This is a genomic window from Streptomyces sp. NPDC088730, from assembly GCF_044751215.1.
Lineage (GTDB): Bacteria > Actinomycetota > Actinomycetes > Streptomycetales > Streptomycetaceae > Streptomyces.
Map to the genome: position 1 here is coordinate 122302 of NZ_JBIVLK010000011.1, position 14417 is coordinate 136718.

A 14417-nucleotide genomic window follows, 5' to 3' on the forward strand; every position below is an offset into this window, starting at 1 on the left:
CCGGCCGGCGACTGCGAGTCATATGGAACAGATGGCGATCATCTCTTTCGTACGACGACGAAGTCAGCGAGCGCCGTGAGCTGCGCCCGCACGGTTTCCGGCATGTCGACACCGTGCAGCGCCTCGATGGCGACCGCATGCTGACGACGCGCCTCCTGAGCGGTCCAGTCGCGGCCGCCCGCCTCCTCGATGAGCGCCGCACGGGCGGCGAACTCCTCTTCGGAGAAGCTGTCGAAGTCGCTGCTCTTCGCGTCGGCGGCGAGCAGCTCGCCCAGGCGCTCCGAGGCCGGTCCGCCCGCGGCGAGCGCGGCGACGACCGGCAGGGACTTCTTGCGCTGACGCAGATCGCTCCACGTCTGCTTGCCCGTGGACTCCGGGTCGCCCCAGATCCCGAGCAGGTCGTCGACCGCCTGGAAGGCGAGGCCGAGGTGGTAGCCGTACGCCTCCAGGACGTCGGCGGTACGGTCGTCGGCGCCGCCGAGCACCGCGCCGATGGAGCAGGCGCAGGCGAGCAGGGCGCCCGTCTTGTTGCCCTCCATCTCCAGGCACTCCTCGACGGTGACCCGCTCGCGGTGCTCGTAGGAGATGTCCTGGGCCTGCCCGTCGATGAGCTTGCGGGTGGCCGAGGTCAGCCGCCGGGCCGCACGGCCCGCCTCGACCGTCCCGAGCTCCAGCAGGATCTCGTTGGCCAGCGCGAAGAGGGCGTCGCCGACCAGGATCGCCTGGGCGGGGCCGTGCACCTTCCACACCGTGTCGCGGTGGCGCCGCTGCTCGTCGCCGTCCATCAGGTCGTCGTGCAGCAGCGAGAAGTTGTGCACGAGTTCGACGGCCACGGCGCCGGGCACGCCGGCCTCGGCGGCGGCACCGGCCGCTTCCGCGGACAGCAGGGCCAGCGCCGGGCGCACGGCCTTGCCGCCGTCGCCGTCGGAGGGCCTGCCCGCGGCGTCGATCCAGCCGAAGTGGTAGGCGGCCACGGTGTCCATGGGCGGTGCGAGCCGGTCGACGGCGGCCCGGAGCACCGGCGTGGAAAGGGCCCGTCCGCGCTCCAGAAGCGCGGTGACGTCCGTGGTGTCCGCCACGGTGTCGGAAGCCGGATTCGCCGGGGTCACTGACTCTCCTCTTGTTCCGGTGGTACTGCTCATGCCGCCTCCTGCAGCGGATGTTCGTGGGGGCGGCCGAGTGCCAGGAGTGCGGCGTCCGCTGCGCCGGCACCGCTGCGGACGGCGCCCTCCATCGTGGCGGGCCAGCCGGTGGCGGTCCATGCGCCGGCCAGGAAGAGGCCGGGGACCCGGGTACGGGCCCCCGGCCGCAGCCGGCCGACTCCGGGGGCGGGCGCGAAGGTCGCCGTCCGCTCCCGGGTGACGAAGAAGTCCCTGATCCCGGCACCGCGTGCGGCCGGCAGCAGCCGCTCCAGCTCGGGCAGGTAGCGTGCGCGCAGTTCGGAGACGGGCAGGTCGATCTCCTCGCCGGCCGCCGACTGGGAGACCGCGAGGTACTGCCCGGCTCCGGTGAGGCCGGAGGCCTCGGTGCGGTCGAAGACCCACTGGACCGGCGAGCCGAGCGCGGTGAAGAAGGGGCGCCGCAGCACCTTGCGGTCGTAGACCACGTGCACGTTGAGGATGGGTGAGCTGCCGATCTCCAGCAGCTTCTCCGGAGCGTCGAGCGCGCCTTCGGGCAGCAGGTCGTGGGTCTCGCGCTGCGGCACGGCCAGCACGACGGTGTCCGCCTCGATCCGCTCGGCCCCGGTCTCGACCACCCAGCGTCCGTCGTCGGTACGGGTGAGCGCGGAGGCCTTCGTCCGGAGCTCGGTGCGGACGCCGGCGGCGTCCAGGGCCTTGCGGCTCAGCGTGTCGTGGATGTCGCCGAGCGGCACACTCGCCCAGCCGATGTCGGCGGCGCCGGGCTCGGAGAGGAGGCCGGTCTTGAAGACCTTCGCGGCGAGCGCGAGTGAGGAGTTCGGCGCGGTGGCGTTGAGCGTGGCGACGCCGACCAGGTCCCAGAGGGCCTCGACGGTGCGCGGCGACTGGCCGTGCCGGGCGAGCCAGCTGCCGAAGTCGATGTCGTCCAGCGCCGGATCGTCCGGGTCGAGCCGGCCCAGGGCCAGCGCGGCGCGCCCGACGCCCGCCCGTTCGGTGAGCGAGAGGTGCGGGTATCCGGCGAGTCCGGCGGCGAGGTGGAAGGGGACCGGCAGTCCGTTGCGGCGCAGCCGTCCGAGCCGGGGCCCCGCGGGCCGTCCGACATCGAGAACGGGCACGTCCAAACGGTTTTGCAGCGGGGCCAGACGGGCGCCCTCGACCCGGTCGAGGAACCAGCGGTACGCGGTGCAGCAGCGCAGGTAGACATGCTGGCCGTTGTCGACCGTCAGTTCGCCGCGCCGGAAGGAGAAGGCGAGGCCGCCGAGCCGGGGCCGGCCTTCGAGCAGGGTCACGTCAAGCCCGGCGTCGGCCAGGCGCAGGGCCGAGGTGATGCCGGCGAGCCCGCCGCCGATCACCACCGCCCGGGAGGAGCGCAGCCTGTCGTCCGTCATGAATCCCCCTCTCGCCAGGTCTTTCCCGTCAGGGACGCAGCGGTACGACCGAGGGTTGCCCGCCGCCCGCACTGATCATCCATGGTGCTCATGGTGCGCGAGATGTCCGTGCGGCGCATTCAGACACGCCCCCTGGCGGTCCGGCGCGAAATGTAACGGGCGTCCAGACCGGACAGGCCGCGCACCGCCACGTACGCCTTCTCGTGGCCCGGCAGCGAGACCCGGCCGCGCAGCACCGCCTCCGGGTCGCGCTCGATCCGGTCCAGGAGTCTGCGGTAGATGCCGGCCATCGCCGCCACGCAGGCACCGCTGCGCCGGTCCAGCATCGGCAGCAGCCGGTACCCCTCGGCGAACAGGGCGCGGGCGCGCCGGACCTCGAAGTGGATGAGTCCGGCGAAGTCCGAGCCGGGCGGCGGGGTGGCCCGGTGGAAGCCCTCGGAGCAGCCGAACTTGGCGAGGTCGTCGGCGGGCAGATAGGTGCGCCCGTTGCCCGCGTCCTCGCGGACGTCGCGCAGGATGTTGGTCAGCTGGAGTGCGAGGCCGAGCGTGTCGGCGTACTCCGCGGCGCGTTCCGAGCCGGGCGCGCCCGGCTCCGTACCGAAGACGCCCAGGCTGAGCCGGCCGATGGCGCCCGCGACGCACCGGCAGTAGATCTTGAGGTCGTCCCAGGTCTCGTAGGCCACGCCGCGCACGTCCATCAGCACACCGTCGATGAGCTCGTCGAGCCCCTCCAGCGGCAGCGGGAACCTGCGGGCGGCATCCGCGAGCGCGACGGCCACCGGATCGGTGTCGTCCTCGTCCACCGCGCCGTCCCGTACCCGGTCCAGGAGTGTGCGGGTGCCCTCCAGGCGGACCCGCTTGGTCTCCGGCTCCAGCTCACCGTCACCGATGTCGTCGACACGACGGGAGAAGGCGTACAGCGCCGACATGGCCTGTCGCTTCTCGGCCGGCAGCAGCCTGATGCCGTACGCGAAGTTCCGCGCCTGCTGTCCGGTGACCGCCTCGCAGTAACTGTATGCGGCCTGTACCGGTGCCGACATGTACGTCGTCTGTCCCTCCACGGTCCGGCTCACCCCTCTCTACGCGCTCTTCGCAAGACAACTCCCACCTCGCGCAGCAGGCTGGGCTTGGTGGGCTTGGGCGGTCCGGGCAGTACATCGAACCCGGCGGCCGCGATCGCGGTGAGGGCGGCACGCCCCCCGCCGACGAACCCGGCGAGAAGCAGCTTGAGCCTGCCGTGGACGCTACCCACCAGGGGGGTGCCTTCATTCAGCAGATCCCCGGCGCGTTCCGCCTCGTACGCGACCAGTGCCCGCACCGCCGCGCCCCCGGTGGGGGCCGCCAGATCGGATTCGGCCACATGGAACCTTGCCATGTCGTCGGCCGGCAGGTAGATCCGGTCCCGGCCGAGGTCCTCGGTGACGTCCTGGAGGTGCTCGACGATCTGCAGTGCGGTGCAGACGGCGTCGGAGCGGCGGATGCGTTCCGGGCTCGCGGTCCCGGTGAGCTGGAGGACCAGGCGGCCGACGGGGTTGGCGGAGAGCTCGCAGTAGGCGAGCAGCTCCTCGTACGTCCCGTAGCGGCGGATCTTCTGGTCCTGCCGGTTGGCCTCGATGAGGCCGAGGAAGGGTTCGGGGGTGAGCGCGCGGCGGCGCACGGTGGGGCGGAGTGCCTGCATGAGGGGGTGGTGCGGGGTCTCGCCCGTGGTGGCGAAGATCCTGCGCAGGTCGGTCTCCAGCGCGTCGAGCATGGCGAGCCGGTCCTCGCTCTGTGCCGGGTCGAGACCGAGGTGGCGGGCGTCGGCGCCGCCGGGGGCGAGGTCGCCGTCACCGATGTCGTCGACGAGCCGGGCGTAGCCGTAGACGGCCATCAGATCGTCGCGCCAGGCGCGCGGCAGGAAGAACGGAGCCACCGGGAAATTCTCGTCGGCGGCCTTGTCGAGGGTTCCGGGTACGGGGGGATCAGGCCGCGTCCGGTGGGCTCGCGTCACTGCGTACCGCCCTGCGCGGGGACGGCGTGAGCACCTCGGAGCTGGAGATTATCCGTCATAGCCGTCACATCTCCCGTTCTACACTGCCGACCCAAAACAACCCATTCCGGACACGCCGCCCGCCCTTCCCAGTGCGGAGGACCCCCGTGGGCCTTCCACTCAGGCGGTATCGCCCCACTTGCAACGAATCAGCACCGGTACAGCTTACGTTGTACAACGCTCATCGATACGCCGGGGTGCGGGACACCTGTGGAGTGCGCGCCGTGCCGTGCCAACTTTCCCCGCGCGCCACCGAATTGACGTCATCCGGCGGGAGGAGATCTTGCCGGGGCACGTACGACGAGCCGTGGACGTGCGGCGTCGGGTCCGCTGCCCGGACACGCACCGCGGCCCCCGCCGGAGAGATCCGGCGGGGGCCGCGGTGCGTGTCCGGGGCGGGAAGGCGCTACTTGCCGGTCTCCCGCTCGTACGCCTTCAGCACCTCTTCGGTCGGGCCGTCCATCAGCAGTTCGCCCTTCTCCAGCCACAGCACCCGGTCGCAGGTGTCCCTGATCGACTTGTTGCTGTGACTGACCAGGAAGACGGTGCCGGCCTCCTTGCGGAGCTCACGGATACGCGCCTCGGAGCGGATCTGGAACTTGCGGTCACCGGTCGCCAGCGCCTCGTCGATCATCAGGACGTCGTGGTTCTTGGCGGCCGCGATCGAGAACCGCAGCCGGGCCGCCATGCCGGAGGAGTACGTCCGCATCGGCAGGGTGATGAAGTCGCCCTTCTCGTTGATGCCGGAGAAGTCGACGATGTCCTGGTAGCGCTCCCGGATCTCCTCGCGGCTCATCCCCATGGCCAGTCCGCCCAGGACGACGTTGCGCTCGCCGGTCAGATCGCTCATCAGGGCCGCGTTGACCCCGAGCAGCGAGGGCTGGCCGTCGGTGTAGACCTTGCCGCGCTCGGTCGGCAGCAGCCCCGCGATGGCCCGCAGCAAGGTCGATTTGCCGGAGCCGTTGGTCCCGATGAGACCGATCGCCTCGCCCCGGTAGGAGGTGAAGGACACGCCGCGCACGGCGTGCACCTTGCGGATCCCCCGCTCCTCGCCCTTGCCGCGGCGCAGTATCCGGCTCAGTGCCGCGGTGGCGCCGCCCTTGCCACCGCCGCCGCCGTTGACGCGGTACACGATGTGCACATCGTCGGCGATCACGGTGGGGACGCGCCCCCCGGTGTTGTCCTCAGCCACGGCCGTACCGTTCCTCTGCCTTCCAGAAGTACACGAATCCCGCGATGCCCACCAGGAGCGCCCAGGCGACCCCGACCAGCCAGACGTGCGACGGCAGGTTCTCGGAGCCGTAGCCGTCGATCATCGCGAACCGGACCAGGTCCATGTAGATGGCCGCGGGGTTGTACTGCAGCACATCAGCGATCCAGGACGGCTTGTCCGCGAGCATCACCGGGATGGAGAACATGACGCCCGACGCGTACATCCAGGTTCGCATGATGAACGGCATCAGCTGCGCCAGGTCGGGCGTCTTGGCACCGAGCCTCGCCATGATCAGCGCCAGGCCGGTGTTGAAGAAGAACTGCATCACCAGAGCGGGAACCACCAGCAGCCACGAGAGCCGCGGGTAGCTGCCGAACGCGACGGTCACCGCGACCAGCACGATCATCGAGTACAGCAGCTGCTGGAGCTGCTGGAGGGAGAAGGAGATGGGCAGCGAGGCACGGGGGAAGTGCAGCGCGCGGACCAGGCCGAGGTTGCCGGCGATGGCCCGGACGCCCGCCATCACGGAGCTCTGGGTGAAGGTGAAGACGAACACCCCGGTCACCAGGAACGGGATGAAGACGTCCTGCGGAATCCCCCGCTTCGTGCCGAGGATCAGTCCGAAGATGATGAAGTAGACCGCGGCGTTCAGGAGCGGAGTCGCCACCTGCCACAGCTGGCCCAGCTTCGCCTGGCTGTACTGGGCGGTCAGCTTCGCCCGGGAGAACGCCATGATGAAGTGGCGTCGCCCGCGGAGCTGGCGGACGTACTCGAAGAGCCCCGGCCTGGCTCCGCTCACCGTCAGACCGTACTTCGCGGCCAGCTCGGCCGGGCTCAGGCCGTCGTCTGCCGATGGCGGGGTGCTCAGCGCGACCGCACCGTCATGGGTTGTGTCACTCACCAGATAAGACTCTCGTATTCAAAATGCGCAGCCAGTCGCGGGCGCGGCTCAGGGCGGACAGGTCCCGAATAGAAAAATACGCCTCATGCTCCCAGAGGCGAGCCTCTCAGATGACCGGAGGGCGGCCTAGTCGCGTCAGCCGCCACACCGTACGCCACTTCATGGGGCGTCGCGGCCCGCAGGGCTTCGACCAGCCTTCCCGGAAACCGCCGAACCAGGCCTTGAGCGCCGGGCCGGACGGCTTGCGGAGCAGGGTCAGCAGCAGCCACACGCCGAGGTACACGGGGACCAGGGGCGCGGGCAGGTTGCGGCGGGCCAGCCAGACCCGGTTGCGGGCCACCATGCGGTGGTAGACGGCGTGCCGGGACGGGGCGGTGGTGGGGTGGTTCAGCACCATGTCGGCGCGGTAGTCGATCAGCCAGCCGGCGTCCAGCGCCCGCCAGGCCAGATCGGTCTCCTCGTGCGCGTAGAAGAAGTCGCCCGGCAGCGGGCCGACCTCCGCGATGACCCGGGTGCGTACGGCGTTGGCGCCGCCGAGGAACGTCGTGACCCGGGACGAGCGCAGCGGGTCGGCCGCCCGGAGCCTCGGCACGTGGCGGCGCTGGGTCTCGCCGGTGTCCGGGTCGGCGATCCGGAAACTGATGATGCCGAGCTTGGGATCGGCCTCGAACGCCTGCCTGCACAGCTCGGCGGTGTCGGTGAGCGGCAGCAGTCCGTCGTCGTCCAGGAACAGCAGGGCGTCCACGTCGGCGCCGGACGGCCCGAAGGCCTCGATGCCGACGTTGCGGCCGCCGGGGATGCCCAGGTTCTCGGGCAGCTCGACGGTGCGCACGCCCGCGGGGACGTCCGGCACGGGGGAACCGTTGCCGACGACGACCACCTCGATCCGGTCGCCCTTCTGCGCGGCGACCGAATCGAGCAGGGCACGCAGCTCGGCCGGGCGGTTGCCCATCGTGATGATGACCGCGCCGAGTTTCATGGGGGTGCTCACTTCAGCCTGCTCGATGCCAGGACCGACACGAGGTGGAGGAGGGTCTGCAGCAGGGCGATGCCGGCCAGCACCGCGACCGCGAGGCGGCTGAAGAAGAGGTCGTCCCGGACCGCGTCCAGGACGGCCGCGACCAGGATCACCAGCGAGGCCTCCACGCACAGGATCAGCCGGTGGAACTTGAGCGCACCGGCCGCCCGGCGGGCGAACGCCATGCCGGAGGAGCGCGGCTCGGACGCCGCCTCCTTGACCGGCGGCAGCCCGCCCTGGTGGCGTGCGACCCCGACCAGGTCGGTCTCGGCCTTGATCAGGATGGCGCCCAGGGCAGCGAGCGTCCCGAGGAAGGCCCAGAGCCAGTCGATCCGTCCGTGGCCCCACAGGTCGGCGGCGCGCAGGCCGAAGCCGACCAGCACGGCGGCGTCGCAGAGGTAGGCGCCCACCCGGTCCAGGTAGACCCCGCCCAGCGAGAACTGCTTCTTCCAGCGGGCCAGCTCGCCGTCGACGCAGTCGAGCAGCAGGTAGAGCTGGACCATGACCACGCCGAGCAGCGCGCCGGGGATGCCCGGAACGAGCAGGGCCGGAGCGGCGAGCACGCCCGCGATGGTCATCAGGTACGTCAGCTGGTTGGGCGTGACCCTGGTGTTCACCAGGTACCGGTCCACACGCAGCGAGACCTCGCGCATGTATATCCGGCCCGCCCAGTGTTCGCCGCTGCGCCGGTCCTTGACGCCCGGGGGGTGAACGACCGGACGAAGTTCAGCTACTGATGGTCTTGGCATAGTCGGCGTACGCGTCCCTGATCTGGTCGGTGGACAGGCTGAGGTGTTCCAGGACCGTGAAGCGTCCCGGACGGGTCTGCGGGGCGTAGTCGACGGCCTGGACGAACTCGTCGGCGGTGAAGCCGATCTCCGTGGGCAGGACCGGAAGGCCGTGCCGGCGCAGGACCTCCGCGAAGAGCCCGGACTCCTCACGGGCGCCGCGCAGGTGCATGGCGAAGGCGGCGCCGAGGCCGACCTGCTCGCCGTGGCTCGCGGCCCGCTTGGGGAAGAGCAGGTCGAAGGCGTGACTGATCTCGTGGCAGGCGCCGGACGAAGGGCGGGTGTCGCCGCTGATCGAGATGGCGATGCCGGAGAGCACCAGCGACTCCGCGAGGACGGTGAGGAACTCGTCGTCGGCGACGGTGCCCGGGTGGCGCAGTACCGCCTCACCGGCGGTACGGGCCATGGCCGCGGCCAGTCCGTCGATCTGCTCGTCGTTGACCTGGTGCGAGAGCTCCCAGTCGGCGATCGCGGAGATGTTGGAGACCGCGTCGCCGATGCCGGAGCGCACGAAGCGGTCCGGGGCCTCACGGATCACCGAGAGGTCGATGACCATGGCGATCGGCATCGGGACGCCGTAGGAGCCGCGTCCGTTGTCGTTGTCCAGGGTCGCGACGGGTGAGCAGAGGCCGTCGTGGGCGAGGTTCGTGGCGACGGAGACCAGCGGCAGGCCGACCCGGGCCGCGGCGTACTTCGCCACGTCGATGATCTTGCCGCCGCCGAGACCGACCACCGCGTCGTACCGCTTGCCCTTGATGTCGTCGGCCAGCTGTACGGCGGCGTCGATGCTGCCGCCCGGCACGCAGTACCAGTCGGCGCCCGGCAGGGCCGGTGCGAGCTTCTCCCGCAGGGCCTGCCCCGAGCCGCCGCTGATCGCGATCGCGAGCTTGCCGGAGGCGGAGATCCGCTGGTCCGCGAGGAGGCCGGCCAGGTCGTCCATCGCGCCCCGGCTGATGTCGACGAAGACCGGGGAGGGGATGAGCCGGGTCAGTACTGGCACGCGATCTCCCGGCCCTTCGCGAGGTCGTCGTGGTTGTCGATCTCGACCCAGGTGACCTCGCCGATGGGCGCGACGTCGACGGTGAAGCCCCGGTCGACGAGCTCCTGGTAGCCGTCCTCGTAGTACAGGTCCGGGTCGCGCTCGAAGGTCGCCTTCAGCGCGTCGGCCAGCTCCGCGGCCGCCTCGGCCTCGATGAGGGTGACACCGATGTACTCGCCGGTGGCGGTGGCCGGGTCCATCAGCTTGGTGATCCGCTGTACGCCCCTGCCCTCCTCCGCGACGACCTTCATCTCCTCGTCGGCGAGGTTCTTCACCGTGTCGAGGGCGAGGATGATCTTCTGGCCCTTGCCGCGTGCGTCCAGCAGCGTCCGCTCCACGGACACCGGGTGCACGGTGTCGCCGTTGGCGAGGATCACGCCGCGCTTGAGGACCTCGCGGGCGCACCACAGGGAGTAGGCGTTGTTCCACTCCTCGGCCTTGTCGTTGTCGACGAGGGCGATCTTGAGGCCGTACTTCGCCTCCAGCTCCTCCTTGCGGTCGTAGACGGCTTCCTTGCGGTAGCCGACGACGATCGCGACCTCGGTGAGGCCGATCTCCGCGAAGTTGGCCAGCGTGAGATCGAGGACGGTCTTCTCGCCGTCCACCGGCACCAGGGCCTTGGGGAGCGTGTCGGTGTAGGGGCGCAGGCGCCGTCCCGCACCCGCTGCCAGTACGAGGCCGATCATGCGGGTTCTCCTTCGTCGTGAACGGCGGGCGCCCCGGAGGAGACCCAGAAGCGGATGGACTCCACCAGCACGACCAGGGCCACGGCCACCGCGAGAGCGGTGAGTGCCACGGTGAAGCCCGAGGCTCCGGTGAGCACGGCCGCGAGTACGGTCACGGCCAGGACCCGGCCCTCGTGCCCGCCGATCGCGCGCACCAGCCACTGGGGCGGCGCGCCGGTGCCGCCTCGGATGCGGTAGACCGTGTCGTAGTGATGGTAGGCGACCGCCGATACGAGCCCGAAGGCCGCGGGAAGCGCCCCGTCGACGTCACTGCGGGCGGCCAGCGCGAGGATCGTGCAGTACTCGGCGGCCCGGAAGACCGGGGGCAGGAGCCAGTCGAGTGCGCCCAGGAGCGGCCGGGCGACAGCCATGCCGGAGCAGACCGTGTAGAAGACCGCGGCGACGATCATCTGCGTGCTGCCGAACGGCTGCTGGAGCGCGGCCGCGATCAGCGCGCCGGCGCCGACGACCGCCAGCACCGGGGCGGTCCAGACGCCCGGGATCCGGGGGCTGAGCGCCGCTACCAGCTGGGCGAACGGGCCTGAGTCCGCGAGGTCCGCGAGCGCCTGCGCGGCCCGGGGGGTGCGCCGGGCCTTGCGGGTCAGCGAGCGCAGCAGCCGGCCGGCCGTGGTGTAGCAGGCCGCGAAGGCGCAGCCGACGAGCAGCGTGTAGAAGACGATCCGGGGCGTGGTGAACGCGGTCAGCACAGCGATCATCGCCCAGCGCTCACCGATCGGGAGCACGATCATCCGGCGCAGCCAGACCGTCCACGAGACGCTGTCGAGCTTGTCGGAGAGAGCGGCCGTGGGGCTGGAGTTCGCCACCGCGTCGTGGTTGGCCTCGTTGAACGAGAAGTCGATGACGTGCCGGCAGGACTGGAGCACCATCGCGCCGAGCGCGAGTACCCAGACGTCGTCGCCGCCGCGGGCCGCGCCGAGCGCGAGGCCCGCGTAGTAGGCGTACTCCTTGGCGCGGTCGAAGGTGGCGTCGAGCCAGGCGCCCAGCGTCGAGTGCTGGAGCGAGTAGCGGGCCAGCTGTCCGTCGGTGCAGTCCAGCACGAAGGAGAAGAGGAGCAGCAGTCCGGCGGCGACGTATCCGCCGCGGGTGCCCGTGGCCGCGCAGCCGGCCGCGATCAGGGCGGTCAGCAGGGACGCGGTCGTGACCTGGTTCGGGGTGAATCCGCGGCGCGAGCACCAGCGGGCGAGGTAGCGCGAGTACGGGCTGATGCAGTACGTCGTGAAGAAGCCGTCACGGGCCTTCACCGCGCTGCGCAGCCGGACCGCCTCGTCGTCGACGGCGGCGACCGAGGCGAGCGCGGCGGCGCGGCCGGCCTCGTCGGCCGGGACGGCCGCGACGAGCGAGCCGAGCTCCGGTCGCCGCACCGCGGTGCCCTCGGTGTCCATCGCGACGGCGAGCCGGCCGGGCACGGTGCGGTCGGTGGCCGTGACGGTGTCGCCGGGCGGGTCGGTGGAGGCGCCGGCCCCGACCGCCTCGCCGGTGCTGCTCATGGCCTGGGTCAGGGCGGCACGCGCCTCGGCCTGCACGGTGAGCGCGCCGGGCACGGTGACGGCGGGGTAGCGGGGGTCGGTCAGTCCGAGCCGCAGGGCGTGGAGATGGCCGACGAAGCGGGGGTCGACGAGCGCGACCCGGCTGTCGGCGGGGACGACGGACAGCAGCCGCGCGGCCTCACTGACATCGGCGGCGGCCTGTACGTCGAAGCCCAGTGACCGCAGATCGTCCTCGATGGACGATCCGGGCACCGGAGCACCTGTGAGAATGGCGGTCGACAGACGAACTCACTCCTTGGTGCTGACACGGGTCGGCGCGACGGTACGGCCCCGATGCGGGCCGGCGACATGTCGGCAGAGGCTATCGGATGAACGGAAGCGGGAGTTCACTGCCCGTTTATGCTCCGTTCCGGGCGGGCCGGGATGATGCGGCGCCGCCCGCGATCATCATCGTCGATGGCGGCCTCGACTGACAAAACGCGGTGGGCGGCCCTGCCGGGCCGGTGCGCGGGAGAGCGCGGAACGGGTCGTTAGGGTGGCGCGCATGACATGGCTGATCACAGGCGGAGCGGGATATATCGGATCACATGTGGCGCGGGCCATGAAGGGGGCCGGTGAGCGGGTGGTCGTTCTGGACGACCTCTCGTCCGGTAACCCGGACCGGCTGCCGGCCGAGGTCCCGCTGGTCCGGGGCTCGACGTCAGACCGCGCGCTGCTGGACCGGGTGCTGGCGGAGCACGGGGTGAGCGGTGTGGTCCATCTCGCGGCGAAGAAGCAGGTCGGCGAGTCCGTCGAGAAGCCGCTCCGGTACTACCGGGAGAACATCGGCGCGCTGACCGTCCTGCTGGAGGCCGTCGTGGCCGCCGGGGTGCGGAGCTTCCTGTTCTCCTCGTCCGCCGCGGTGTACGGCGTACCGGAGGCGGAGCTGATCACGGAGGAGGCCCCCTGCGTGCCGATCAACCCGTACGGGGAGACGAAGCTCGCCGGGGAGTGGCTGGTGCGGGCCGCCGGGCGGGCGCACGGGCTGTCCACCGGCTGCCTGCGCTACTTCAACGTGGCGGGCGCGGCCGCGCCGGAGCTCTCCGACACCGGCGTCTTCAACGTCATCCCGATGTTCTTCGACCGGCTGACCCGGGGCGAGGCCCCGCTGGTCTTCGGGGACGACTACGCGACGCCGGACGGCACCTGCGTCCGCGACTACATCCACGTGGCCGACCTGGCCGACGCGCACCTGGCCGTCGCCCGGCGGCTCACCGCCCAGGAGGGCCCCGGAGACCTGACCGTCAACATCGGTCGCGGCGAGGGCGTCTCGGTGCGCGAGCTGGCCGCCCTGGTGGCGGAGGTCACCGGTCTCGACCGGGAGCCCGCCTTCGGACCCCGGCGGCCCGGGGACGCCTCGAAGGCGGTCGCCTCCTGCGACCGGATCTCCGCGGAACTGGGCTGGGCGGCCCGGCGCGGGGTCCGCGAGATGGTCGAGTCGGCCTGGCGGGGCTGGCTGCTGCACCACCCCGCCCCGGCCACTCCGTGAGCCGCGCCGCCGGGCCGTCCGCGGCTCTGACCTGCAAGCATTTCCGCAGGTCAGAGTAGTTGGCAACGGTGTTCACTGCCGTGTTGCCCGATACCCCCCGCCCGTAGTTCACTGGCATTGCCCGGGGCGAGACGGCTCCGGGTCCGCGCGACGACCGGGAGGCGTCCCCATGGGGGCTGGGCACGACCACGGACACACGCACGGCGGCCCCGCACCGACCGGCACGGCGGCCGCCGCGTACCAGGGGCGGCTGCGGATCGCGCTGGGCATCACGCTCACCGTGACGGTCATGGAGATCGTCGGCGGGCTGGTCTCCGGTTCCCTGGCGCTGATCGCCGACGCGGCCCACATGGCGACCGACGCACTCGGTCTGGGCATGGCGCTGCTGGCGATCCACTTCGCCAACAGACCGGCCGGCCCCAACCGCACCTTCGGCTACGCCCGCGCCGAGATCCTCGCCGCACTGGCCAACTGCCTGCTGCTGCTCGGGGTCGGCGGCTACCTCCTGTTCGAGGCGGTGGAGCGCTTCGTCAGCCCGGCGGAGACCAGGGGCGGGCTGACGATCGCCTTCGCCCTGGTCGGCCTGGTGGCGAACATGGTGTCGCTGTCGCTGCTGATGCGCGGGCAGAAGGACAGTCTCAATGTCCGGGGCGCCTATCTGGAGGTGCTCGCGGACACCCTCGGTTCGGTGACCGTGCTGATCTCGGCGGGCGTCATCCTGGCCACCGGCTGGCAGGCCGCCGACCCGATCGCCTCGCTGCTCATCGGCCTCATGATCGTCCCGCGTACGGTGAAGCTGCTCAGGGAGACGCTGAACGTCCTGCTGGAGTCGGCGCCCAAGGGCGTCGACATGGGTGAGGTGCGCGACCACATCACGGCGCTGCCCGGGGTGCTGGACGTCCACGACCTCCACGCCTGGACGATCACCTCCGGCATGCCGGTGCTCTCCGCCCACGTGGTGGTGCACCAGGAGCTGCTCGACTCGATCGGGCACGAGAAGCTCCTGCACGAGCTCCAGGGCTGTCTCGGCGACCACTTCGACGTCGAGCACTGCACCTTCCAGCTGGAGCCGAGCGGACACGCGGAGCACGAGGCGAAGCTGTGCCGATGAGCACCTGAAAGCGCCGGGCCCGAACGGGCG

General features: G+C 71.2%; 13 protein-coding genes. 2 read left to right on the forward strand and 11 right to left on the reverse strand.

All coding sequences use genetic code 11. From position 1 onward, the window contains the following. Positions 1 to 38 precede the first annotated feature (38 nt). The 11 genes from ACIP89_RS27780 to ACIP89_RS27830 all read right to left on the reverse strand — a co-directional run bounded on the left by ACIP89_RS27780 (position 39) and on the right by ACIP89_RS27830 (position 12030). Entirely contained in the window at positions 39 to 1142 is a 1104-nt protein-coding gene (locus tag ACIP89_RS27780; protein WP_401927703.1) for a polyprenyl synthetase family protein, read from the reverse strand. Continuing rightward, positions 1139 to 2527 carry a hydroxysqualene dehydroxylase HpnE gene (gene hpnE / locus ACIP89_RS27785; RefSeq protein ID WP_401925283.1) on the reverse strand — a complete coding sequence of 463 codons (1389 nt, stop codon included), beginning with the start codon at positions 2525 to 2527 and terminating at the stop codon, positions 1139 to 1141. Before hpnE ends, ACIP89_RS27780 begins: the two co-directional genes overlap by 4 nt. Before the next feature lie 119 nt (positions 2528 to 2646). Beyond that, positions 2647 to 3567, reverse strand: a complete 921-nt coding sequence (gene hpnD, locus ACIP89_RS27790) for a presqualene diphosphate synthase HpnD (RefSeq protein WP_401927698.1) — start codon at positions 3565 to 3567, stop codon at positions 2647 to 2649. A 29-nt stretch (positions 3568 to 3596) separates the two neighbouring features. Beyond that, the gene (gene hpnC, locus ACIP89_RS27795) at positions 3597 to 4517 is read right to left on the reverse strand and encodes a squalene synthase HpnC (RefSeq protein ID WP_402117334.1); all 921 of its coding nucleotides are present in this window, start codon (positions 4515 to 4517) and stop codon (positions 3597 to 3599) included. Between the two features lie 445 nt (positions 4518 to 4962). Next, positions 4963 to 5748 (reverse strand): ABC transporter ATP-binding protein, encoded by a 786-nt coding sequence (locus tag ACIP89_RS27800; protein ID WP_123530546.1) that lies wholly within the window; start codon positions 5746 to 5748, stop codon positions 4963 to 4965. Next, entirely contained in the window at positions 5741 to 6670 is a 930-nt protein-coding gene (locus ACIP89_RS27805) for an ABC transporter permease (RefSeq protein WP_401925292.1), read from the reverse strand. The genes ACIP89_RS27800 and ACIP89_RS27805 overlap by 8 nt, the downstream gene beginning before the upstream one ends. A 106-nt stretch (positions 6671 to 6776) precedes the next feature. Then, complete coding sequence (locus tag ACIP89_RS27810; protein ID WP_037777467.1) at positions 6777 to 7649, reverse strand: glycosyltransferase family 2 protein; 873 nt, start codon at positions 7647 to 7649, stop codon at positions 6777 to 6779. A gap of 8 nt (positions 7650 to 7657) precedes the next feature. Then, positions 7658 to 8437, reverse strand: a complete 780-nt coding sequence (locus ACIP89_RS27815; protein WP_401927692.1) for a CDP-alcohol phosphatidyltransferase family protein — start codon at positions 8435 to 8437, stop codon at positions 7658 to 7660. Continuing rightward, positions 8415 to 9476 carry an iron-containing alcohol dehydrogenase family protein gene (locus tag ACIP89_RS27820; RefSeq protein ID WP_401925297.1) on the reverse strand — a complete coding sequence of 354 codons (1062 nt, stop codon included), beginning with the start codon at positions 9474 to 9476 and terminating at the stop codon, positions 8415 to 8417. Before ACIP89_RS27820 ends, ACIP89_RS27815 begins: the two co-directional genes overlap by 23 nt. After that, entirely contained in the window at positions 9464 to 10201 is a 738-nt protein-coding gene (locus ACIP89_RS27825) for a sugar phosphate nucleotidyltransferase (protein WP_402117336.1), read from the reverse strand. Before ACIP89_RS27825 ends, ACIP89_RS27820 begins: the two co-directional genes overlap by 13 nt. Continuing rightward, a complete protein-coding gene (locus ACIP89_RS27830) occupies positions 10198 to 12030 on the reverse strand; it encodes a DUF5941 domain-containing protein (protein WP_402117427.1) in 1833 nt (610 codons plus the stop codon). The genes ACIP89_RS27825 and ACIP89_RS27830 overlap by 4 nt, the downstream gene beginning before the upstream one ends. A gap of 262 nt (positions 12031 to 12292) precedes the next feature. On the opposite strand from ACIP89_RS27830, the gene galE reads away from it, so the two are divergent. Beyond that, positions 12293 to 13276 (forward strand): UDP-glucose 4-epimerase GalE, encoded by a 984-nt coding sequence (galE, locus tag ACIP89_RS27835; protein WP_402117337.1) that lies wholly within the window; start codon positions 12293 to 12295, stop codon positions 13274 to 13276. A 169-nt stretch (positions 13277 to 13445) separates the two neighbouring features. After that, positions 13446 to 14387, forward strand: coding sequence for a cation diffusion facilitator family transporter (locus ACIP89_RS27840; RefSeq protein ID WP_401925303.1), 942 nt, complete (start codon positions 13446 to 13448; stop codon positions 14385 to 14387). Positions 14388 to 14417 lie beyond the last annotated feature (30 nt).

Coding starts and splice junctions, on each gene's coding strand:
- ACIP89_RS27810 (WP_037777467.1), bottom strand. CDS start 7,649: ATGAAACTCGGCGCGGTCATCATCACGATGGGCAACCGCCCGGCCGAG.
- galE (WP_402117337.1), top strand. CDS start 12,293: ATGACATGGCTGATCACAGGCGGAGCGGGATATATCGGATCACATGTG.
- ACIP89_RS27780 (WP_401927703.1), bottom strand. CDS start 1,142: ATGAGCAGTACCACCGGAACAAGAGGAGAGTCAGTGACCCCGGCGAAT.
- hpnD (WP_401927698.1), bottom strand. CDS start 3,567: ATGTCGGCACCGGTACAGGCCGCATACAGTTACTGCGAGGCGGTCACC.
- ACIP89_RS27840 (WP_401925303.1), top strand. CDS start 13,446: ATGGGGGCTGGGCACGACCACGGACACACGCACGGCGGCCCCGCACCG.
- ACIP89_RS27825 (WP_402117336.1), bottom strand. CDS start 10,201: ATGATCGGCCTCGTACTGGCAGCGGGTGCGGGACGGCGCCTGCGCCCC.
- hpnE (WP_401925283.1), bottom strand. CDS start 2,527: ATGACGGACGACAGGCTGCGCTCCTCCCGGGCGGTGGTGATCGGCGGC.
- ACIP89_RS27815 (WP_401927692.1), bottom strand. CDS start 8,437: ATGCCAAGACCATCAGTAGCTGAACTTCGTCCGGTCGTTCACCCCCCG.